The organism is Rhizobium sp. BR 315 (assembly GCF_050577975.1).
Lineage (GTDB): Bacteria > Pseudomonadota > Alphaproteobacteria > Rhizobiales > Rhizobiaceae > Rhizobium > Rhizobium miluonense.
Genome location: NZ_JARWKZ010000018.1, coordinates 64,326 through 88,093, shown reverse-complemented (window position 1 = coordinate 88,093; position 23,768 = coordinate 64,326). Strand labels below are relative to the sequence as shown.

At 55.9% G+C, this 23,768-nt stretch carries 14 protein-coding genes; 11 read left to right on the top strand and 3 right to left on the bottom strand.

Annotated features, from left to right (window positions below):
- The first annotated feature begins 268 nt into the window (after positions 1-268).
- The 4 genes from QD409_RS18590 (at position 269) to QD409_RS18575 (ending at position 9,822) form a co-directional block, all read left to right on the top strand.
- Positions 269-2,806, top strand: coding sequence for a DEAD/DEAH box helicase family protein (locus QD409_RS18590; protein ID WP_430763321.1), 2,538 nt, complete (start codon positions 269-271; stop codon positions 2,804-2,806).
- 122 nt (positions 2,807-2,928) lie between these two features.
- On the top strand, positions 2,929-3,099 hold the full coding sequence (locus tag QD409_RS18585; RefSeq protein WP_430763320.1) for a hypothetical protein: 171 nt from the start codon (positions 2,929-2,931) through the stop codon (positions 3,097-3,099).
- A 65-nt stretch (positions 3,100-3,164) separates the two neighbouring features.
- Positions 3,165-6,932, top strand: coding sequence for an SIR2 family protein (locus QD409_RS18580; RefSeq protein ID WP_430763319.1), 3,768 nt, complete (start codon positions 3,165-3,167; stop codon positions 6,930-6,932).
- A 139-nt stretch (positions 6,933-7,071) separates the two neighbouring features.
- Positions 7,072-9,822, top strand: a complete 2,751-nt coding sequence (locus QD409_RS18575) for an HD domain-containing protein (protein ID WP_430763318.1) — start codon at positions 7,072-7,074, stop codon at positions 9,820-9,822.
- A 470-nt stretch (positions 9,823-10,292) separates the two neighbouring features.
- On the opposite strand, the gene QD409_RS18570 is transcribed toward QD409_RS18575, so the two are convergent.
- On the bottom strand, positions 10,293-11,432 hold the full coding sequence (locus QD409_RS18570) for a restriction endonuclease (protein ID WP_430763317.1): 1,140 nt from the start codon (positions 11,430-11,432) through the stop codon (positions 10,293-10,295).
- A 1,554-nt stretch (positions 11,433-12,986) separates the two neighbouring features.
- Between QD409_RS18570 and QD409_RS18565 the strand changes: the two genes are divergently transcribed.
- Positions 12,987-13,148, top strand: a complete 162-nt coding sequence (locus tag QD409_RS18565; protein WP_430763316.1) for a hypothetical protein — start codon at positions 12,987-12,989, stop codon at positions 13,146-13,148.
- Between the two features lie 197 nt (positions 13,149-13,345).
- On the opposite strand, the gene QD409_RS18560 is transcribed toward QD409_RS18565, so the two are convergent.
- A complete protein-coding gene (locus tag QD409_RS18560) occupies positions 13,346-13,825 on the bottom strand; it encodes a hypothetical protein (RefSeq protein WP_430763315.1) in 480 nt (159 codons plus the stop codon).
- 402 nt (positions 13,826-14,227) lie between these two features.
- Here QD409_RS18560 and QD409_RS18555 point away from each other — a divergent pair, with 402 nt between their 5' ends.
- The 5 genes from QD409_RS18555 (at position 14,228) to QD409_RS18535 (ending at position 22,352) form a co-directional block, all read left to right on the top strand.
- A complete protein-coding gene (locus tag QD409_RS18555; RefSeq protein WP_430763314.1) occupies positions 14,228-15,115 on the top strand; it encodes a hypothetical protein in 888 nt (295 codons plus the stop codon).
- Entirely contained in the window at positions 15,112-17,379 is a 2,268-nt protein-coding gene (locus QD409_RS18550; protein WP_430763313.1) for a hypothetical protein, read from the top strand. The genes QD409_RS18555 and QD409_RS18550 overlap by 4 nt, the downstream gene beginning before the upstream one ends.
- 62 nt (positions 17,380-17,441) lie before the next feature.
- Positions 17,442-18,461: a TniB family NTP-binding protein gene (locus tag QD409_RS18545; RefSeq protein ID WP_430763312.1), complete on the top strand. Its 1,020-nt coding sequence runs from the start codon at positions 17,442-17,444 to the stop codon at positions 18,459-18,461.
- Complete coding sequence (locus QD409_RS18540; protein ID WP_430763311.1) at positions 18,454-20,316, top strand: hypothetical protein; 1,863 nt, start codon at positions 18,454-18,456, stop codon at positions 20,314-20,316. The genes QD409_RS18545 and QD409_RS18540 overlap by 8 nt, the downstream gene beginning before the upstream one ends.
- A gap of 164 nt (positions 20,317-20,480) precedes the next feature.
- Complete coding sequence (locus QD409_RS18535) at positions 20,481-22,352, top strand: hypothetical protein (RefSeq protein ID WP_430763310.1); 1,872 nt, start codon at positions 20,481-20,483, stop codon at positions 22,350-22,352.
- 113 nt (positions 22,353-22,465) lie between these two features.
- Here QD409_RS18535 and QD409_RS18530 read toward each other — a convergent pair whose 3' ends face one another.
- A complete protein-coding gene (locus QD409_RS18530) occupies positions 22,466-22,642 on the bottom strand; it encodes a hypothetical protein (RefSeq protein WP_430763309.1) in 177 nt (58 codons plus the stop codon).
- A gap of 78 nt (positions 22,643-22,720) precedes the next feature.
- On the opposite strand from QD409_RS18530, the gene QD409_RS18525 reads away from it, so the two are divergent.
- A complete protein-coding gene (locus QD409_RS18525) occupies positions 22,721-23,662 on the top strand; it encodes a LysR family transcriptional regulator (protein ID WP_208858729.1) in 942 nt (313 codons plus the stop codon).
- Positions 23,663-23,768 lie beyond the last annotated feature (106 nt).

The window sequence follows — 23,768 nt, the reverse complement described above, 5'->3', positions numbered from 1 at the left end:
CGGCGTGGGTGAAGATTGAAACGGGCCGGCTCTGCATCGAGACGACGCGCTCGGCAGCAGAGGTTTTGCGCGAGCGGTCGGGTTCCTCGCTCGCGAATATCACGGACAGTTCCCTTCGTTCTCGAATTCAAAGCTCTCCTGGACCGGAACGAACGGTTGCAGCGGTGGCTGCCGTGGCCGGTTAGGCAGGAAGTTAGTAAGCCCGTCGCCCACTTCTGTGATCGGACGAATCAGATATTGTGCTTATCCTAGGGCGAGGAGAGGCATCATGATCAACTACTCGGGATTGTCGCGGCCGAAGAGCGTCGCCGCGCCGACTGATCCCATCGAGATCTTCAAGAAGACTCCCAACCTAGGTGACGCGCCGAACGACCTATGGAAGGGACAGGCCGAAGCACTATCGTCCTGGCACGCTAGCAGAAAGATCGAGGACAACCTCATCATCCTGAACACAGGTGCTGGCAAGTCGATCGTCGGCGTTCTCGTCGCCCAAAGCCTGGTCAATGAAGAGATCGGGCCGGTGGTATACGTATGTGGCACCATAGATCTGGTCCGACAAACCGTTCGGGAGTGCGAGCGGATTGGGATCAAACAGTCTACGCGCACAGGAGGCGCCTTCGACAACGACCTATTCGAGACTGGCAAGGCTTTCTGCATAACCACGTACGCGGCCCTATTCTCGTCGCTGACCCCATTCAGGGGGGAGAAGGCGCCGGCCGCAATACTCTTCGACGACGCTCACGTGGCGGAAAGGATGATCCGCGACGCCTTCACGATCAACGTCCAGAAGCGCTTCCATCCAGACTTGTTCCAAGAGCTCGTCGCGATTCTTCGGCCTGAATTCGACAACGTCGGAAAGCTTGCTCACCTGAACTTCGTTCTCGACGACATCGGGTTGCGGTCGGTGACGATGGCGCCTCCTGCGAGCACCTATCGAAATGCCCATGTGATACGGGAAGCCTTCAAGAGGCACGAGTATCGAAAGAAGCCGGACTTGATGTTCGGCGTCATCCAGCTCTTCGAGCACCTGCAGTTCTGCTCCGTCTTTATCTCTTCGGATCAAATCGAGATCACTCCTCCGTTCATTCCCACCGGAAACTACGATTTCCTTCAGAAGGGAGTCCGTCGAGTTTACCTGTCGGCGACCCTCGACTACGACACCGATTTCGTAAGAGGATTCGGAGCTTCAAAGGCAAACCGGATCGAGCCGAACAACGATGCCGGCAATGGCGAGCGGCTCATCCTTCTCGCAAACGACTTCGAGAAATCGGAGAACGAGAAACTCGTGGCAGCAGAGTTGTCAGCAAAGCGCAAGGTTCTGATATCGACGCCTTCCTACGCAAGGGCGAAGAAGTGGGAACCCATGGTCGCGCCTCCCAGTACCCAGGACTTTTCCGAACGCTTGAATGTTTTCCGAAATGCCAAGAACGGCATGTTTAGTCTCGTCTCGCGCGTCGACGGTATCGACCTTCCACAGGATACCTGCAGGATCATGCTGATTGACGGAGCGCCGGCAGGCTCGAGTTCGATGGAGAGGTTTCTCTTCGACGTGCTACAGATGAACAACTTGTTCTCGATGAAGCTAGCGAGCCGTATCACACAGCTTTTCGGCCGCATCAATCGAGGGAGAAGCGATTACGGCGCGTTCCTCGTCTATGGCCGCGATATCAATGTCTGGTTGAAGAACGAACGCAATATCGCGCTTTTGCCTGATCTGCTCCGAAAGCAGGTCATGCTGGGCCAGAACCTTCAAAAGGACATCCCCAAGGCCACGCAAAACCAGGTCGTCCAGCTCGTCAACGACGTGATCGATCGCAAGCCCGACTGGCTTGACTACTATCGGGACACCATAGACGGCCTGAGCCTGTCCAAGGAGGTCGCCGACAAGGTGCGCGAGCGCGAAACGGCCCTCGCTGTCGGCGCGAAAGCCGAAAGCGACTTCATGTCGGCGCTCTGGAACGGAGACATTGCGGGCGCACGTAAGGCCATCATCGAGGTGCTCAACACCGTGGCTGTCGTCGATCCGAAGCTTGCAGGCTGGTATTCTGTCTGGCTTGGCATGACCTATGAGATTGAAGGAGACGACGAAAATGCCAGCGTCCATTACACGCGGGCAAGATCAAGGTTGACACAGCGGCTGAACCTGCCGTTTCGCGCCGTTTTCGAGTCCGGTGCTTTCAAGGCCCAAGCCCAGAATGACTTCCATCACAAGCTCCTTTCTGTATGCAACCAGGGACCGCAGGCGCTCGCCGACTTCGTCGCCAAGCTCAGGGCCGAGATCGATCAGTTGGCGCGTCAGGATCTGTCATCGAACCAGCACGAGGAGTCCCTGCGAAGGGTCGGAGAGCGGCTGGGTTTCAATGCTTCGCGACCAGACAATGACGTCAACGCCGGACCCGACGTCGTATGGTCCGATGAGAAGACGAAGACGTTGATAGGGTTCGAACTTAAGACCAAGAAGGAAGCGGGGAGCGAGTACAGTAAGGCGGACGTCGGTCAATGCCATAACCATATCGAATGGCTTCGGGCGAACTTCGAAGGTTTCACCTTCGATGGGCTGCTCGTGGTTGGTCCGGAGGCGCCGTGCTCGAACCAGTCGAATCCTACTGCCGACATGTGGCTCGCAACCGTTCCGCAGCTGCGGAACTGCATTGGACGCCTATGCGCGCGCGTCGACGACGTGAGGGGTGGGACGACGATCGCCTGCTGGACCGCCTTGAACGAAATGGGACAGCTCGCGGAATGGCAGCTTCCAGGAATTCAAGCACAGGTACGCACGAAGAGGCTGTTCGACCTGAAGAGCTAGCGCTTCCACCACGGCAGACCGACGGGACCCCAAATCAATTGTCAGCTCCACGTTCGCAATCGTCGACCGGGAGCTATTGCGCCGAACAATGGCCCTGCCCCCGACTGGCGAAAGGATCGTCTTTGGCCACGAGTCCAGCCTTCGATCAACGTGACCTTACCGCCTTCCACGATCGCGCCAACGACGCAGTCGCCGGCAAGTTGCTTCAATTCTTCGGGTGTATGCAGATTGAGATCGATCTTGCGGCCGAGCATGTCCTAAAGTCTCTCCACGACGATGCCTATTTCGACTGAATCCGCAAGAAACTGAGTTCAACCATTACTTGAAGTGACGGGACCGACGCTCTACGATTTTTGACATGCGATTCTGTGCCAACGGTCCGTTTATTCCCGACGAGCTTCTCATCTCCCGTGATCGGGGAGACGTGGTATTTTTCTGTGGGGCAGGGGTATCGCAGGCGCGCGCTAAACTCGATAATTTCGTCCAGCTCGCGCGCAAGGTCATTGAGAGGCTTGGAGCAGGGCAGGATAGTCCGGCACGCCGTCTGCTAGAGGTCGCGACCAACGCGTCACCTATTGCCGGAGTTGGCGGCTTTATCGCAACGGATCGCGTCTTCTCGCTACTTGAACGGGAGTTTCTAACAGCAGATGTCCAGGCTGCAGTCGCCGCCGAACTGCGTCCTACCGCGGAGGCGGACAAAAGCGCGCATCGCTTGATTTTGGACCTTGCCGCCGTCAGCGGGACTGACCCGCGTCTGGTGACAACCAATTTCGATTTGCTTTTCGAGGAAAGCAGTCCAGGCCTGCCGTCGGTTGGGCCGGGTCACCTTCCCGACCCAAGAAGAGCTGATTTTCGCGGGATAGTCCACCTGCACGGTCGAGTGACCGCAGACTATCTTGGACCGGACGAAGATGGTTTCGTTCTGTCCAGCGCCGATTTCGGCAAAGCCTATCTTGCAGACGGTTGGGCGACCCAGTTCATGCAGTCCCTGCTACGCAAGTACAGCGTAGTCTTCCTTGGCTACTCCGCGGACGATCCGCCGGTCCAATATCTCCTCGAAGCGTTGAAATCGACATCGGACGAAGGCGGGCGCATGTACGCGTTCCAGTCGGGGGAAGGATCGACTGCGGCGGCTTTGTGGGAACAGAAGGGTGTCACGGCTCTGGCATACGATCCAGCGAACGGATATCGATCGCTGTGGGAAACGTTGGAAGCTTGGGCGGTACGCGCGCGGAACGTCGATACATGGTATTCGTCGATCATTGAGGCCGCCGCGGCGGGCCCTGAGAACCTCGAGCCACATGTCCGTGGGCAGGTCGCGCATCTCGTATCGACCGAAGAGGGGATGCACCAGATTCTCGATTCCGAGAAGTTGCTCCCGGCATCGTGGCTGAAGGTGATGGACCCGAAGGAACGTTATGAACGGCCCTATCGGAACGATGACGGCGCCACTCGGTCGGTATCGGATCCCTTCGACCGACGGTGTCTCGATTCTGACGAAGTGCCGGAACCAGTCGATCCTGACAGGATGTTAGCAGAGAGGAAAATCCCCTCTGGCGCTTGGGACGCGTTCTCTCTTTCGAAGGCGGATCTCGCCGAAGTTGGCAGGGAGTCCTTGACCTCTTTTCGAGGTCAAGAAGCAACAGTCGATGGAACACTCCCGCGACGTCTTGGTCTCCTGTCCCAATGGCTGTGGCGCGTATCATCAGATCCCGAGGCTTTGGAGTGGGCTATCGGGCAGCAAGGCTTTCACAACAACGTCCGAGCGGGAGTCCTAAACCAGCTCGAGGCCCGATTTGAATTTTTTCAAGAGGGGATTTCCGACGGCTGGCAATACCTTTTTAGAGCCTGGGATGCACGCCGCCCCGGAAGTCACCACGAGATATTCAGGATAGAACAACAAGTTGGTCATACGGGATGGACTGAGGATCTCGTGCGACAGCTCGCCCTTGTTTACCGACCACGCCTTATAATCGAGCGATCGTCAATGTTCTCGTTTGGCCGTACTCCACCACGGCCATACTCATTGAAAGTGGAGTATCCAAAGCCGCATCGCATGCTAGAGGTTTCGGACCACGTTTTGGCATACGCAGTTCGTCAGTTCGTCCAGAATCTCGAGCTTGCGAAGTCGTTGGAATTTGAAGTGCATGACGGGGACCGCGTCTTTCTTCCTTCGACTTGGGAGAACCCAGAGGGGGGAGGACTTGACGTCTACGGATTGGCCGGACCGGTGCGTGTCGCTCAAAGTCTCATGGCGAGGCTAAAGTCGTATTCCCTCGAACTTGCTCGTGCGGAATTTCTGCGATGGCCGAAATCCGATGATGGGATATTCGCTCGACTTCGAATCTGGGCGGCCGGACAAGCGGGGCTCTTGTCTCCCCAAGAGGCCGCAGTCGTTTTCATTGAATTGAGCGACACGGCTTTCTGGGACGATCAACAAAAGAGAGATCTGCTTCTCGCACTGCGATCCCGCTGGAACGACTTGGCGATCGACGGTCGACGGGAGATTGAAACCAAGTTCCTCAAGACGTCCTTCCCTTGGCAGGGGCAGGTAGACAAGGCGCTGGTCTATGACGAGATAAGCCGCGTTGAAAGATTGGGGTGGCTGGTCTCGCAAGGTCTCGACATATCGGTAGAAGCGAAGCGTGCAATAGAGCAGCTCCTCGAGGTGCTCGGGGAGCACGCCCCGAATGTCGAAGAGGCGGCAAGCTCTAATGCGGGAGGAGTCTTTTCGATTGGGACGAATACCAGTCCGGGAAGCCTAACGGATCTCCCCATCGCGGAAATCATCGCCAACGCCGGGGACCCGGCGAAGATCGACTTTAGCGAGCGCGTCGTCCACGATAGGTTTCGCGGACTGGTGGACGCCAAGCCAGTGAAGGCTCTTTCCGCCCTGGCATATGTCGCCAATCGGGGTGAAGCCCCTACTGCCCACTGGAGCAGCTTCCTGAGAGCGGAAGGGCGAAAGACAGACTCCGTCAGGATGATAGGCCTTATAGGGGCTCGCCTTGTGGATCTGCCCAACTCATTGTTCGATCCAATCTTATATCCCGTCTCGGATTGGCTGAACGCGGTGGCTGACAAGTTGTATGATCATTGCCCCGACAAAATCGGTCCTCTCTGGGAGAAATGTGTCGACGCCATCAGGCGCATACCGCCGGGGAAGGGTTCCAGGAACAGCGAGCATAGTTGGGTAGATGAGGCATTAAACTCGCCAGTCTACAACTTGGTGAATACCTTGCTTTCTGACCCAGCACTGAAGTCAATGAGAGCGGGGCGAGGATTGCCACCAAGCTGGAAAGCCAAAATGGATGGGATCCTAGCTGTTCCTGGCCATGTTCGATGCCTGGCGCTTGTACTCCTTTCCCGTCGTTTAAACTTTCTATTCCACGTCGACCGAAAATGGACAAACTCAGCCATCCTTCCGGCCATGAAAGACGAAGACGCCGCGTCGGACGCATTTTTCGATGGATTCCTTTCACAGAACGCTGCTCCGCGACCACCATTGTTTCGAAAAATGAAGGATTCCCTGCTTTTTCGTGCACGAACATCCAAAAGCCGCCGGAGCGATAGCAGCCACCTCGCGGGAATTTTGACCTTCGTTTGGTCACAGGAAATCGCTCGCCGAAGGCAAAACCTGAGCGATATCGAACTTCGTGAAGTACTCATTCATGGAGGGCCAGGCATTGCGACAGGAGTCCTTTGGCAACTGCGACACTCCCATCAGTCGAACGTGGTTGCTGCGGACGTAGTCCTTCGCTTTTTCCGATCGGTCTGGCCTCTTCAGAAGGCGTTGCGCACCGAACAAATCTCAGCTCGGCTTGTCGATTTCATGCTTGAGTCAGGCGCTCTTTTTCCACGTTTGCTTCCCTTGATCCTTCCGCGCTTGACATCGTGTAATGGATTCGACGCCTTCGGGTTGGCAGAGGACGGCGAGGGTGGTCTCACTGACTCATATCCTGCTGAAGTCCTATCCCTTCTGTGCAAACTTCTTGCCGGCGATCCTTCAAAATGGCCGTACGCGACGGATCGCGTGCTTGAACGGCTGGCCAAGAATCCTGCTGTCACCGCAGATCCACGTCTTCATGGTTTGCGCCAGCGGCTCGGAAGACGATTCAGATCTTAGCGTGTAGGTTCCTGGTCTGTGATACAGCCAATGAGCTAGAGCTTGGGCTACTTCGATACTTTACTCGCACACCAACTTGGTTGATTTTTCAGGCGCTTGCCTCCATCACTGTCGTCTAATCACAATTATGGGGTGCGAGATGAGCTACAACCCAGTCGAGGATCTCCGGACCACGCCGGTCTACGCGGCGTTGCTGGCGTCCGATTCGACCTACGCCGGTCGCATTGAGACTTTCGTTGGTGAGTTGGCGCCGGTTCTTGGGACGACCGTCGACCACTTTCCGTATTACACCCGACATGACGCGATCCACGGCTGCAACGTCGTTCGTCGTATCGGCAACGTCCTCAAGCCAGCTTGTCTGCTGCCTGGCACGGACTTCACTCTTGCCCCCGCTGAGCTATTCCTCCTTATCGCGGCTGCATATGCCCATGACCTTGGGATGACAGTTTTCTCCGGCGAAGAAGATCGAATCCTTGCTGGGCTCCAAGTCGAGAAGACGGCACATTGGAAGCTAGATCCCACCCTGCAAGCTCATCTTCGAGACCAGCATTCCGCGCGGGGAGGGGCATACATTGAGGAGCACGCCACTCGGCTTGGCATTCCATTCCCGCTGGTGAAACCGCTCGATATGATGATGAGAGCTCACAATCTTGGTCTGACGGAACTGGAGAGCCAACTCCAGCTACCGATTGCGGTTGACGCTCGGCCAGTCGACCTTAAGCAGCTTGCCGTAATCTTGTGCGTTGCTGACGCAATGGAGTTCAGCGACACGAGAGTCGTCGAGGGTGTGATCGAACGAATAGCGAAAGATCCTAGTGATGCTGCGAAGCGCTCGTACCTCGAAAACATGAAACATCTCGCGATCGGAAGTGGACTGGCGGTCCGAGATGATGGCGGGGTTTTGGTTTCCGGCACCTTCTCCGATGAAGAGTCGCTAGCCCTGGCTCATCTGACGTTTGATGAGATCCAGCACTGGATTCAGGGCTACTGCGACATGGATAGACGGGCGAAAGCACCTAGGCTAGCGGTCAATGCTGAACCCATCACACGCAATTTGATGTTCACCGGAGGACGTTTCGAACGTCTAGGCGTCCGCCTGAACAAAAAGAATGTTATCGAACTGATCTCATCCAATGCTGTCTGGCAGCAAAATCGCGGAGCCGTCGTAAGAGAGCTGGTCCAGAATGCGGTCGAAGCGTGCCGTTACAGGAGGTATCACTCGGGGCCGTCGGACCGGTACGAACCTGCCGTACGGGTCGAGTTTGATAGAGATAGACGTGTCATGAGAGTAACCGACAACGGATGTGGGATGTCGGAACGGACTGTGCTGAATAACTTCCTTACCGTCGGAAGCTCAAGATCCAAAGAACCCGATTATGCTAGGGGAGGATATGCATCGATCGCGCGCTTCGGCGTAGGTTTTTGGTCGGTCTTCACTATAGCCACTCGTACCAAAATCAGCACCGCTCCCATTGAACAAAATTTGCGCGACCCAGTTAAGGCGGCGTCTGCTGAAGGGTTCGAATTCGAGGTGTCGCTATCAGAGTTAAAAGAGTACACGGTCTTTCGCCCTCGAACCCGGCCATGCGGAACGTCGGTAGAGTTGTTCCTCGATGATGCCGTCATCATTGACGAACTCTACGGACAGGGTAGGGAGGCGATCATGTGTTCCGAGGTGCCGATCAGCTTCTTCCTTGACGAGAAGGAAGAGGTACTGCCGACCACCGTCCCAGACGTTACACCGGCAGACATTATTGGTGCTCGTGGGCGGCTTGTGGCCGAACGAGGCATCGAATTCTTCCAATGGAGGCACAGCGAGGATGGAATGGACGTCTCGATGGCGCTTGCGTACCGAACAGACGGTGGACGCGCCACTTTCCTGGTCGAAAAGGGTCAATCCCTTCTAGGAGCATTCGGTGGATTGAGGCACAGTCGTACCGCAGTCGCAGGCTTTCCAGTTAACGTCAGACTTCCGCGCCTCTGCTTCGATATCGATCGGGTTGGGCAGTTTGCCGCCAACCGGATGGATCCGGCGAACTTTTCCTTCATCCTTGATCGGCAGGGCCTCATCAACGATCGTGAAGCCCAAGCCCCCGGACGCAAGACTGTGGCGCTGATACACGATGGCTACAGACAATTCCTGAAGAACACTAGTTCCTACAACCCAGCGAGCATTGCGGCCCTGGAGCACGAGGCGGCTATGCACGGGGGGCATGTCGTGGACTCCTATACCGGTACCGAATTGCAGGAAGCCGCGTCTGAGTATCCGGATCTAGCCGCGATCAGATTAGATCAGGCTATTCCGGGACAACGTTTTGGCACGCAGCCAATTTTCGCCGACCTGAATGACCTGAAACGCATGAAGGGTGAGGTATTCTTTATCCAGATCTCCAAAGGGGAAAGGTACTACTACGATTGGCATGAGTTCGAGGCCGCAGGGATTGCGCACCATCTCGTTTTGGGTTTGCATCCGGAGATTTCCGGCCGTCCTATGTACGTGATGACGTCCAATCGCATTGGTTCGATGCTCTTCGATTGCGACGAACAGAGCACTGTTCTGTTCGCGCACTCAGAGCAACTAGGCCTCATCGTCTTGCAACGCATCGACCTTCAAAGGGTAGACTACTCCTCGCCACCGCAGGGTATGATCGTAGAGGTGCATGGTCGATGGAGCGGAGCCATCTATCGCCGTCGTTTTGATGGACCTAACGGGAAGCCGTTCGTCTTTCTTGGGCGACATCGACTCCTCGTGAAGGAAGGAACAAAACTCGAAGACCATCTAGTCGAATTGGCCGCCGGTAAGCGATATCTAACGATTGCGAACATCGCAAACGAACTGCAAGAGGCCGAGAACGGCTTCACACCGCCACAGATAGCTCATCTGATGTAGATCGACAGCTTGACGGGCGCTATCCGGTGGGGAGCTGTTGATCAGAGCCGAAACGGTTCGAAACTCCGTTGGCTCGTTCTTGCACGAGGTCTGGCCCGTTCTCAGCTCATTTTTTCATCACGCTATCGGACGTCTCGCATCGAGAGACCAGCGCGATTTAGCCTGAGCAGGTCAGACAAGAGCGTTTCAGGCGGATGCAACTGGGCGCGAAGATGAACGAACTCGTGCATCTCCTTCAAATGTTGGGTCATCATGCATCATTATCCCCAAAGTGGTTCAATTGAGCCACTTTGGGGATCTTCGTGTTTAACGACCACATCATCAAGGCCCGATTGTCTAAAGGGTGGTAGTCTAGGACCAATATACTGCTTCGTGCCGCCAGCCTGCAATTTCTGCAGTGAGGAGGAGCAGATCTGTTTGGTCGCTAGAATGCCCCAAAGCGGCTGTGCAAATCGGGGCACTGGAGAAACTCACGGCGAAGCCAGTCTGCGTCGAGATCTACTGTGCTTTTTTTCGGTGTCTGGTTCCGTGCCTAGAACCGCGCTATGGAATGCTGCAAAGGATTGATCGCTTTTCAGAAGTTTCTCGATATCTAGCTTTTTGACTGCTTTCTGGAATTCACTCATTACACCGACACCGCTCTTCTCCTGCCGTCGCATCCGCATCGGCCGGAAATCGAAATCTGCAAACCATGCTTCGATCCCAGGGTCGGGGATGGACGCGCGCCAATTCTTGACGGCGACTTCGCTCTCCAACATCTCCAGCGAACCCTCGATGTCGCCGTCGCCGTCCACTATAAGCAACGCACTCACATTCTCCGGATAATGGTACTGAAATGTTCGCGTTACTCTCGCGACCGGGCGCTTTCCCATCGCCGTGATGATCTTGATCCAGCGTGGTGGCGACTTGTTATCAGCCAAAATTCGCTCGGACAGCATGGAGAGAATGGTTCGGTCCGTGTCGCCTTCGCACACAATAACCAGGTCTGGGCTCGAACGCGGCGCCGCCACCACGTCCAGCACTCGATCGGTGGAAGCGTCGTAGCGAGCGGTTTCCACGGTGGGCATTACGCGTCCGACATCATTTGAGCTTGGCGTTTGGACAATCCCAGCTTCCGCGGCATCTCTGAGCTTCCTTTTGAGGACCGCCCTGAAGCCTTCTCCTCCCAGAATTGCAGCGTCCATGTCCGGCCGATCAAATAGAATGAGATTAATGTTTTTCCCGAATGTGAGGGCGTCTGCCGCAGCCTTCGAGTAACCCGACATGGAAATAAACACCCCGAGTGTGCCCACGAGCTTCCCATCTATCTTTCCCTTGAACATATACAGTGTAGAGGCCGGAAGTGGTTCGGCGTGCCATTTCGCCTCGATTAGGAAAACGGTACCATCCGGGAAGAAAGATCCGTCAATCTCTTCGGCGCCTTTAACTGTCTTATAGCTAGTCCGCGGTTCTAGTTTCTCGAGAGCAAGGGCCGCGGCGATCAAATTCTGGAACTGATATCCTCGCCTCCGCTTCCCGCGAGCACGGCTCTTCTCTGGCAATGCGAGAAGCCTTAAGTAAAACGCTTGTATCGCTTCGGGTGTGCTCAGGTCAGTAGTCTTTGGCGGCATATGCGCGTTTCCCTTGCCTACGAAATGCGCGTATCCGATTACCTATAAAAGATGGGCGGATGATTAATTGCGATATCAGGCAAGCGGTGCTTTGGAAGGTGCCGACGGCGCGCACGAAGAACGTGCGGGACCGGGCCCGGATCGATCCGTCGTCGGATAGGGTTCCATTAGTCGCGAATCTGGTCGCGATAATTACAGCAGTACGAGAGAATCAATCTTGGGGAGGAGATCATTGCGGCCACGGGAATGGCTGAAAAGTGGTGCTAGCCTTCTCAAAAAAATCGCTGTTCGACCCGGTCCTGATTTTTTTTATTGCGGACTGCGCGTGCCTTTTCCATCGCATTTTGCCGACCCGCCACGTTGGTTGTTTGAAATTTATTAGCCGGCTATGATCGCACTGGCTGTATTCACTCACATTGAGACGACGGCCGACAGAACACATGTCATATGTGGTTGGAGAGGTGAATTCACGCCTCCCTCTCTTCTGCGAAGGGAGATGAGGCGGCCGTATCGAACAAGGCAGCCAAGTGGGATGGCAAGGATTCGACTGACCGAACCAATGGATTCGCAACATGGCCCGAATGCTTTCGCGTGTCGGCTGTGTTGCAACAACGCGTCGCACTCGTCTCCAGGCCCCGGTGTTTGAGACGATGCCACTCACTTCCAAATTTGCGTCGGGGAAGCAATGTTGTGGCCGCGCCGAAACGCAATATCTGGCAAGTGTTGACAACCCTCTCGATCTAAGATTCGCCAAGGTGTCCATCCTTGCGGGAAGTCGCTCGTACCTGACGCGATCGGATATCGGACAACGCCAATACGGAGCCACGGATTCGAGCAAATCGCGATCGAAAAACGGCGTACGGTCGCAATTCTTTCCCGTGCTTGTGCTGACGCCTTCTCGCCACACGTTTAGCGATAGATTCGTTCGTCTGGGAAATTCAATCACTCTCGACCGACGTCTCTCACATTCCGAGCCGCGAAGTTTGGGAGGGCCGTCCGGATCCGCGTCGAGGCCCGCTGATGCGTTCCGGCCCCGCGGTAGTCACTTGCAAATTCGACCAAAAGAGAGTCACAATTGGCATAGTCGAGACATAAGATGGCAGAGCGCCGCTAACATGCATCGGCTAAAAAAAGAAACGGACCATGGTGCAAACATGGTCCGATTTCATTGGGTAATCCCGTCGGAACCGGGATTAAGCCATCGCCAGTCACTAAGGAAACCGACAATGAATAAAACATAGCGTGCTACATCAACCGAATCAACGGTAAATCCGGTAGATCGGCTGCGTGTGATGCAGTTTCGGCCGTTATAATCGTGTTTTATCGGCGCGACGTCCGTGCTCCAAGCCGGCCCTAGGGCCGAATGCGACGGATGCAGGCCTCCGAACTGATCTTTGGTGAAAATTGCCAGGCTCGGCACGATGGCTAGCGAACTGATTCGGCGTCTCTTTCTCCAAGTCCAATCGTCGCCGGTTTGCGGCCTCAACTGCCGCCGATCGGAGCCATTCAGTCGACCCCACGCGGCATCGCGTCGGCGGTAGGAGAAGTATGCTCATGAAATCCATCGTCCACATAAACTACCCAGAGCCGGCTGCCGACATTGACCAGGATCTCGACGGCGATGAATTCGAACTGCTTCCCTCAGAAGAGATAGGCGACGTCCTTCGCGGGGTGTTCTGCGCAATCTCAACTCGTCCGAACCGTCGTCTGGGATAGCAGCAGGATCGGATGTTCGGCGCGGTTCATCGATCCAGGCGTCGTGCCGCGCGTTGATCGCACTGATCGATACTGCAAACTCAAAGCGCTCCCGTCCTCGAGCGAGGATAGGGAGCGCCACGGGAGCCGTCGCCGCCCATGTTCGTCACAATAGACAATTTATGGACCAACTTTCGTATGAGGTTCAATTTTGGAATTCATAAATTATCATCGGGGATTTTTTCCCCCACAATCCAGTAACCCTTCTTGGGAATATGGATGAAATCGGGGTCCTCCCATAGCGTGCGACCAATGAACCTTGCTGGATCACTCGTTCTTATCGTGAAGCCGCATTCGAAATTGATCTTCTCAAGCAGCTCGGATCGCCTGAGAGGCCGACCTGCTTCCAGCAGAAGTTTCTTCGCTCTCGTCACGACTTCGAAGGTCTGGCTTCCCCTGTGGAAGCGCTTGCCACGTTTGGCGCCGTCGGAGTTCGACTCAGCGACGCTCGGAATGACCGACGATTTTAGTAACTGCCGCAGCAGGCCCTGCGCAGCTTCAGCTTTCTCAAGCCGTAGGTCGATCGCGCGTCTTGCCTGCCGGAGCTGGTCGACTTCGCCACTAACGAGCCTATAGGCTTCCTGTATACCGGGTCCGATATCAGGTTCAGAATCTTCTGCTTGGAATTTTCTGTTCATTGTTTCTGTACCATGTACAAAAGGATTCAGCTTGGTGGTAGCGTCTCAAAGCTAGAGAATCTGTACCTAACCTCTGACGTGTCGCCATTCAAGAACTCAATAAGGATGAGGAACATACTATGACTAGCATGAAGTCTCGGTAACCAACAGCCAGCCAACGTTACATAGTGCTCCGCCATCGCGGGGAGTCCTTCGCTCGCAGTCTTTGCCGCTACGATCATGAGAACGCTTGCGACGATGAACTCGCGCCGAGTCCATCGCGAATGGGAGGAATCTGGCGGCGACTCCTCACTGTAGTGCCGGACCACTAGAGTCTGCGTAAAGCCGTGTATTCCAGGTGCCTTTTTACAACCGTTGCGGGCCATTTCAAGACCCGTTAGGTACAGAAGCTTGGAGCCATTCATGATAGATGCCTTCGATCCATTCGCCATCTATGGCGTTGCCGAGGATGACTGCACACCGGTCGACGACCGACCGGTCCAATTCGCGAGTTCTGTCCCAGTAATACACAGCCGGCCCATTGCGTCCGTGTTCTGGGCGGAGAACGGCGGGCCAATCAGGACCATCATCGATGGGAGAAAGACCCGGCCGACGGGCTTTTTCCGATCGATCAAGGGCGGGTCTCGCTCTATGCCATGGGACTCGTTCCTTGAAGAGAGAACGATGCAGCTCGCCGATCTTAGCAGCCGGGTACATTACCTTCTTGCTCAGCCCCATCGTATCGAGGTCGCGGTACGTGGGAACCGCGGCAGGCCGCTGGTCTACTTTCCTGATCTGTTACTACGGACGGAGACTTCGTTCGCAAGAGATCTGGATGCTGGTATGAGCTTCGTCGATGGCGCCGCTGTTCCAACGTCGCGTCAAGTTCCCGACCAGGAGTTGGAGACCGTCATCATTGAGGTAAAGGCCGACGTCGACCCTCGCGATGAGGACGAGCGCTATCAGACCAAGCTCGAATTCGTCAAGGAAGTCTATAGGCGCCGGGGGTTCCGTTTCTTTGTGATTCGAGATTCGAAGCACCTGCGCTCCGCGTTCATCCGAACGGTGCGCCTCATCGACTGGCGAAAGTCGGTCGTGATCGATTTCTGGGATGAACAGCGATGCCTGGATGTCTTTGGGGGCGGCAGTGTCGCAGCCAGATGGCAGCTTGAGCGTGCGCTTGGCGGCGGCATTCTCGGCCGTGCGAAGCTCCACGGCCTTCACTATCGTGGGTTTGTCTCCGTAGATCTGAGGAGCGGGGTCGTCGATGATGCGCCAGTCTATCTTCTCCAAACGGGAGGCGACCGATGATACTCGACTTGGCCGAAGGAGACAGGCTCACTCTTCTCGTATCCGGTGCTGGCAAGACTTATGAAGTCATAGGCGACGCTGGTGCAGATCCGATCATCCTGCGGGCCGTCGAAGACAACGTCGAGAGGCGCATCTCGCGTCTTGATCTGGCTGTGTTGCAAGGCTCCGGCAAGGCTCTGCGGACCTTCAAGAAGGGACAGGTGATCAGAACCCTCACGGCAACTGAAATCAAGGCATTCCACGAGCCGCCTCGAACCGACAAGCTGACCGAAACCGAGCTAAAGAAATGGGACATTCGAAAGCGCGACATCATCCGTGCCGCGCGTCTTCTATGGTATGTGCAAGCTTGGGACCGGAATCCCGTAAGCAGAGGGGAGCCGTCACTCACAGCATTCATCCTAGCGAACCACAAGGACGCCCAGGCAACCGGTCACGAGGGCATTTTGAGTGCCAGCTCCCTCCGCAAGGCGATTGCCAAAGGGGAGCGTGGACATCGAACGCTGCAGATGTATCTACGGAGGACTGGCGGCGCACGGAAGAAGTCGAAGTTTCCAGAATGGGTCTACGAGCTGGGGGAGGAGATGGTCGTCCATTTCTACTCGGATCCGTTAATCAGGTACAGGGACGCCCACGGGTGGTTCGACGGCCGCTTCTACAGTCTACGGGGTGCACACGCAGAGAACACGACGCCTCACAAGATGTGGAGCGGGGAGCCTCCATGCGAACAGACGCTTACCAACTGGATCAACGGGGCCAGATGCTTGGCGACCCTCACCACGAAGTACGGTCTGCGGGAGGCCAACCGTCGTCTCCGCGGGAGGGGTGAGAGCTTCGAGCCGGTCGCTCCCATGGAAACCATCGTCCTTGACCAGACGCTCGGCCCAATCTGGGCGGTGGAGAAGGTCGAGATGGACGGCACGGTGGCGATCGTCCTGAAGCGGCCTTGGCTTGTCTGGGCGATGGACCTCTATACGCGAATGGTCGTCGGCCTCGTGATGACGTTCGATCCCCCGAATATCGCGACCTTGATGGCGTGTCTGCGGCACGTTATCTGCCCCAAGACGGAATGGCTGGACCGGTTTGGTGAGTGCAAGGGAGCGACCGACGGCTTCGGAGCGTTCAAGAACGTAATCCTCGACAACGCCTTGGCCCACATCGGTGTAACGATGCAGTTCGTAGGGGACGTCGCGGGCTTCCAGGTCATTTATGCGCCAATTCACACTCCAGAATACAAACCCTGGATCGAGCGCCTCAACGCGACGATGAACGGCCCGCTCAGATCGCTTCCGGGCGGCATTCCGGGATCGAAGGACGAGGAGATCGCGGCACTCGATGCCCGCGCTACGGCCGCGCTTGGGCTGGATTCAATACATGCTTTGGTCGCCCATCACATCATTGCATACCATCTCGACGTCCATGCCGGAATCGGGATGGCCCCTGCGAGAAAGTGGAACGAAGGTCTCCTGGAGTTTGGGCGTCCTATGGTGGACGACGCTCGCTCATTCCGACTTCTTCTCGGGCGATACAGGATCGGCGTTCTCACAGCGGAGGGAGTGCGGGTTAACGGTCACCGCTTCCACGAAGCCGGCATTGTGTCGCGACTGATGAACGATTTCGCGCGAGCCGGCTCAAGGCGGCCCCGCAAGGCAGGCCAGTCCGACAGCTTCCGAATCCACTTCATCTACGACGAAATGGACACGTCGCGGATCTCGGTCATCAACGAGCTGACCGGCGAGATCGTGGAGCTGCCGAACTATGACGAGCACTATCGAGAGAAGCCGGTATCATTTGCGTTCGCAGCGGGTGAACGCGACTATGAACGACGCCAGAATCGAGAGTTCCACAGCCGGGAGGACAAGGCTCGAATGCGCCTGGAGTACGAGAAGGAGCTCGCGTTGCAACTTGCCAATACCAGCCACGGCGAGGGCAAGCGCCTCATAAGGGTTTATAAAGGCAAGGAGAAGTTGGAACTTGGACCTGGAGGAAGGGTCCTCGACCTGGCTTCGGAGCCGACGATAAACGGCATGGCGAAGGCCGAAAGCATTCCCATCGGCATGGCCTTCATCGATCGGGTCGATCCGCTGACAGCGCCGAAGGGGCGTCGCGTCAAGCGGAGCTCGAAATCTTCCAATGTCGGGAAGCGCGGGGCTCATATCACTACCGATGCCACCTGCATCGAGACCGAGGAGGCGTTTGAGATGGTCGGCGCCGTGGTCGATGACGAGGCGCTCCTCGACGAGATCGCCAGGATCCACGGGTACTAAGGCCGTGCCGGCCTAAGTCACAGAAATATCAAGATAGATGCACCAACACAGGAGATTGGACGATGGACGCAAGTTCAGCGCTGGACGAACTCGACTTCTTTTTCAAAAACATGGGAATCCGTCATCTGTTCATGAAACGTGCACACCAATGCTTTGACCGACTCCGGGCTTCGAGACGCAGGATTATTTCGGGCGAGGGATTTGCCACCGAGGCGAATTGCGCCACACTCTTTGCTGGTACGCAGAGCGGCAAAAGCACGACGGTACGGGAATACATGCGGGCCTCCGTGGTCGACTACTGCTACGAAATCGGTCTTTTTCCGCCAGACACCCCACGAAACGTCGTTGTCCAATTGCAGCGCAAGGTCATCTACGTTTCAGTCAGCGGAACATCGACCCTGATGTCCCTGCTGGAAGACATCCTCCGTGCGTTCGGGGACCCCAAACCGCAGCGAGGGACGCAGGGCAACAAGAAGGAACGCATACTGAACTACATCACGGAGTTCGGCACCGAACTCCTCATATTCGACGAGATGAATCATCTCAAGATAGGTGCCCAGCTCGGTTCTATCCACAACGAGGCGACAAGGGTCCACAACACTTTGAAGGACTTCCTTCTAGGCGGTTGCCCGGTGGTTTTCGTCGGGACAGCCGAAGCGGAGAAGAAAGTCTTCAGCGACCTTCAGATAAGGGCCCGATGCAAAGACAGGCTCTTTATTGGTCCACTCAAATGGAACGACAAAGAGCATCAAGCAACCTATAAGGAGTATTGCGCGCTGCTAGGGTTGGAATTGAAGAGCCTCGGCCTCTTTCCTGCTCGTAGCAACTTTATCACAGGAGCCACACCGAGGTGCCTTTTCTTCGCATCCGGCGGCTACTTTGGCCATACCACGAACATCGTTGCGCTTGCGGCCCGCTATGCTCTCGAAGAGGGCGCCGAGAATGTCGGCTGGCGGCATCTGTCGGCTGCGGCGGCTGAATACGCCATCTTCAATGGACTGGCGAAATACAATCTCTTCGAAAGGGAAGAGCTTGAGCAAAAGCAACTGAAGGCCGGTTCTGAGGAGGCCGCCCATGCCTAGCGCGGATACAGTCGCCGGGCTTGTCGAACATCTGGTAGATCGGGCACGCGATGTCGGCCGCGTGCTTGCCATACCCGTCGACCCGAACCCGGAGGAGGGTTTGAGGGAAGCGGCCTTCAGGGCAGCCTCGACGAATGGGTTCCAGACGACGGACGTGGTCGTGGAGCTCGCACGATCAAAATCGTTCCGTAGCCTTAATAGCGTTCATGAGGGGATGGCGGAAGATGTCGATCGCCTCGTCACCGTTCTAGGCATCCGAAAGGATGCTGAGCTTGTCAGACAGTTCCACACAGTGCGGGGGATGGCAGGCAAGGACTGGGTGCAGATTTTCGGAATCGACATCCGGCGCGGACATTTCGTGAAAGAGAGGCGTGTCGCTCCGCGATCTCTGCGCAGGAAGGACTGTCAGGATGCTCTATGGTCGCTGAGACCGTTCAGCTTCGATCTGTCGACGAGGGAAATGCTTCTTGATCACTGCCCTGTATGTAGACGGAAGCTCGGGTGGTGGCGAACATTCGGACCGTCCTTCTGCGACAAATGCCCTAACGCCGAAAACTCCTGCAGAGGCGGGACCGACCTTCGCTATTTCCCACAGCCATGTATCGAGATTTGGGACGACGAGGCGATCCGGCTTGTAGCTGGGCTGTTGGATCCCCGGATCGGCCGGGCAAGCACCCTTCATCCCAGCCTGGCAAGCAACCGGCCTGGCGCGATCTTCCAGTTGATCGTCGAGATCGCCGGCCGCTTGGACAAGAGGAGGTCGGGCTGGGGCGGTCCGCTCAGTCCTCGCTCGATCGAACGTGCGGCGCGGGCCGTCCTCGATTGGCCCGAGGGATACCACGATCTCAGGAACGCCTGTCAGGAGATCGGAGAAGGATCAGGCATCGGTCGCGAGCGGACGCTCGATGACCTACACCATGTTCCGAGACTTGCTCCAGACATACGCTCGATCCTCAAATCGCAACATGAGGAATCGAGGAGACGTCGCGCAGCGCGCAAGGCTCACCTTGCGCAACAAATTGCTCCAGACGAACCGGTAAGACTGAGCAGACCAATCGGTCATCCCCGAGGGGAGTTCGAGCGGCTGATCGGCTCCGTCGACCAAGTCACCCAGATCGAAGCTGTGGTTACCATGCTACGGCAGAATAGGCAGGCGAGGCTTCTTGCCGCGAACCTCGGATTGCCACTTCCGTATCTGCTACATCTGTTTGAAGCCGGCATACTTCCAGAGATGGAACCTCTCCTGCAAGGCGCCTGGCAGGCGCCGCATCGCGCTTTTAAGGACACCTTGCACAGCGCGGTGCGTCGCGCAGCCGGGTGCGCCATGGATCAAGATCGGCAGCTCGATCTTCTGTCGTCGTCGTGCGCCTTGGGACATCTGGCGGGAGGAGGATGGGCCGCCGCGTTGAAAGCCATACTCGATGGTGATCTTACCGTGTCGTGGAATCCTTCGAGACTTCCTCTCGTCCGCCAGATACAGACCTGCGACTTCGAAGCTCTCCGTGAGATCGTATCTACTTCTGGCGATCCGACGCCTTCTGATTTGGTTCCGTTGACAAGACAAGAGATGTCTCTGGCGATCGGAAAGTCGATTTCGACCATCAACAACTTGGTTCACGCGGCCATAGTGCCGGGAAATGCCTCCGGGCGCGACCTTAACGAATTCAGGAGAAAATGGATGTTTCTGTCCGAAATTGGGGATCTCGCGTCGTTAAGCGGTAGTACGGAGCAGCGCGATTTCCGGAAGCTGCTCGCCAGCACGCATGTATCCAGATTATCATCGGGCAACGTCACGTTATGGTCGCGACCGGCTGTTGTTGCGCTGTTTCCGAACGATATTGTCAGCCCGCCTTAGGATATTCGGGACAGCAATCGAAATAGCCGGTCATAGAGCCATCGCGATCGATTCTGTCCCAGCGTCTGTGCCGATACACCAGACGCCGTTGCCCCACCTCGACCAGGTAACGATGCGTCTCGTATCTGCCTTTGCTGTGGTGTCGTCAATTCAAGGAGCTGCAAATGCGCCTAGGAAATTCCAAACTCTCGGTCATCCCACAAGGCGAATTCGTTGGTCACCCAGTCGAACCTACGGTATCGAGCGCGATGAGAAGAAGCCAGTTGCTCGGTAGGCGTATGCCTATATCGGTTACGCCGCAAGCAGGGGAAGGACTTCCTGAACTATTTTTCAGGGCAATGAGTCGTAACGGATATCAGTCAGCCTCGAAGTTCTGGCCAATAGTAGGACATTACCCGAAGCGGGTATTCGAGCCCCGCAATTTCGTTGACCTGACGATCGATGATGAGAGTATAAGCGAGTTTCTTGGAACTCCCAATGGTCCCGACGACATTGAGCCATTGCGTTACGTTAACAGGGGAAGGGGCGTCGTATCGTTCTTTGGCACCGATATGAAGGTCGGGCGGCTCGCCGGTAGTAGGAGGGTCTCACCCAGATTTCTCGCAACTCATGGCTATATGAAGGCCATATGGTCTGTGCTCCCCATCGGTTTCGATCCTACCAACTTTGAGTGCCTCCTCGAACGCTGTCCAGTATGCGACGTCGAACTAAAGCTTTCGAAGACTCTGGGATTGTACTCATGTCACAAATGCGCAGATGGCAATGGCGGCACCACAGACTTGCGGGACCATCCTCAACCCATCGTGGAGCTCGACAGCTACGAGAATCTAAAGCTCTGCTGCTCTTTGATCGACCCTGGCCTCGCTGCAGACCGGCAGTTGCCGGCGGTGATCCACCCGGAGCTTAGGTCATTTGGTCGAGGGGAGATATTCGAACTGATCGTATTGATGGCATTTTTGTTGGATCAAGCGAGCGGAGCACAACGGGCAGCATCATGTTCCCCGTCGGCGCTCGATAGATCCACTTCCGCTGTTCGTAACTGGCCACGAGGCATCTTCGAGCTCAATGACGAAGTTGCAAGCACGACGAAACAATCGCGGAGAAGGAGGGATTTCAGGAGCCCAATTTTCGATGCAGTGCAAGGCAATCACTATCTTTTTGGTAGTGATTCTATCCATGTTTTACGTAACCAGATCCGATGTGGATCTGCTCCAAGAGATTTAAGCAAAGAGGGAATTGCTAACGGACATCGTCACGTTCTTCCCGATAGAAGAACCTGGAGAGTGGGCGGTTTTGATATTAGAGTTGCAGAGGAACGGTTAGTATACGCCTCGACCGTTGCTGCTAGTTCTAGGAAGATAATTCGAGAACATAAGGCAACCGGACTGCCAATCATTGAGCTTGTCAGATTGTATGAAAGTGGGCTCGCGTTGTGTCCGGACAACGATCTGCGCGGGCTTTTTCGAGAAGTTGGGGATGGCGATCTGCAGTGCAAAATTAGTCATTTCTCAAGCAGGTTTGATGATGCTGGTGTCGCACTCTACGATCTCGTCAACACTGAGAGAACGGGAAGCATTCGTTGGTCCAATGTCCTACACCATGTAGTCGACGGAAAATTGCCAGTAACCGTTGCTCCTGGCAGCCGTCCGTTGATACGTAGACTAAGGGTCCACAACTTGGCACTTGCGGCACAAATTGTATCTGAAAGCGAGCCAGGGAACATATTCGATCGAGTTGCTCTTCAAAATGCTGAGGCAGCTTTCTACATCGGCGTTGGGGCCGATATCTCCGCATTGATGAGCAGCGGTCTTCTGCAACCTGGCGAGTTGACATTTTCGGTCGTGCGTCAGTTCCGAAAGCGATATGTGTGCGGTGCGGAGGTCGCGAGGTGTCTGGAACTTTTGAACTATCCAGAAAGGTCGAGCGCATCGATTTTTAAACGCCTGACTCGAGAAGGTATCGCGTCAGTTCACTCTCACCCCAAGATCGTGCATCGAGCTGCGTTCAACGAGTTTCTCGCTAGAAATGGCTACTGACGTTCATTTCTCTAGCGAGATTCACTCAAGATTGGAAGTCGATACCGTACATCAGAATCGACTTCGTTTGACTGGATCATATGAATTCAACGAGTTAGTCGAGTCGCTTTTGATTAGTTTCGACAGAGGGTGCGATCCGGCGGAAGACCGCGCGCATTCACATCGTCGATCAGATGGGCGGGAAAGCGCGTCGCGATTTCATCGAGCGTGTGCTGTGCCGTCCGTTGGACTCTCCTGACATGCAAAAGGTTTAGAAGGCGAGAGGTTTCGCCGAATGCTGTGTCAGCCATGGTTTTGCTCCTTTACGGCTGCCTGTATCAATCTCACTACGTCTAACATGGTGTTTCATTGACATTCAGACAAATGAAATGATATGGTGTTTAAAATCAGAAAAATTGAAAGGTTCCGATATGACCGCTCCGCTCCGCCGGCCCATACCGTTGCTTGACAATGAAGTTCTGCGCACCTTTGTCGCCATCGCCGAGACCGGCAATTTCTCCACCGCCGCCGATGCGGTCTTCCGTACGCCATCTGCCGTTTCTATGCAGATCAAGAAGCTGGAAGAGCAGCTTGGCGTCATATTGTTCCTGCGCGACGCCCGCTCGGTGAGCCTGACGCAGCACGGAGAAATGCTGCTTTCCTATGCCCGCAACATCCTGGCGCTCTCCAACGAGGCGGTATCGCGCTTCATCATGCCCGAACTCAGCGGCGTGGTGCGGCTTGGCGCACCTGACGATATCGGCGAGCGCCTGCTGCCGACTATCCTGAAGGGTTTTTCGGAAAGCTATCCCGGCATCATGGTCGATGTCGTCGTGGATATGAGCATCCAGCTAAAGAAGCGCATCGAGGAGCAGCGGCTTGACCTTGCGCTGATCAATTGCGCGACGCGACCTTTCCCGACGGAAGGCGAAGTCATCTATACCGAGCGTCTCGTTTGGGCCGGTGCCAAGTGCGGCACCGCCTATCGCCGCGACCCGTTGCCGATCTCCATTTGGGAGGAGGGATGCATCTGGCGCTCCGAAGCCATGGCGCAATTGGAACGGCAGAAGCGGGCTTATCGCGTTTCCTATCTGAGCGCCCATACGATGGCGCAGCGCGCCGCGATCGTCTCAGATCTTGCCGTCGCGCCGTTCCCGCGCTCCTATATCACCGAAGATATGGAGATCCTCGGGCCGAACGAGGGATTGCCGGAGCTGACCTCCTTCGACATTCGCCTTCTGACGGCATCGCAGATGACGGGGCCGATGAAGGCCGTGGCCGACAGCATCCGTCAGGCCTTCGTCGAAATCGGGCGGAAAATGGCTGCATGAGCCGCGGGCGATCACCCGCTATTTGCGTCGACCGTGATGTCTGATGCCGTTCCTTGTGTCGGCGGTAGCCCGCCCAAAGCGGCGATGCGTGTATTGGGCCAACAGT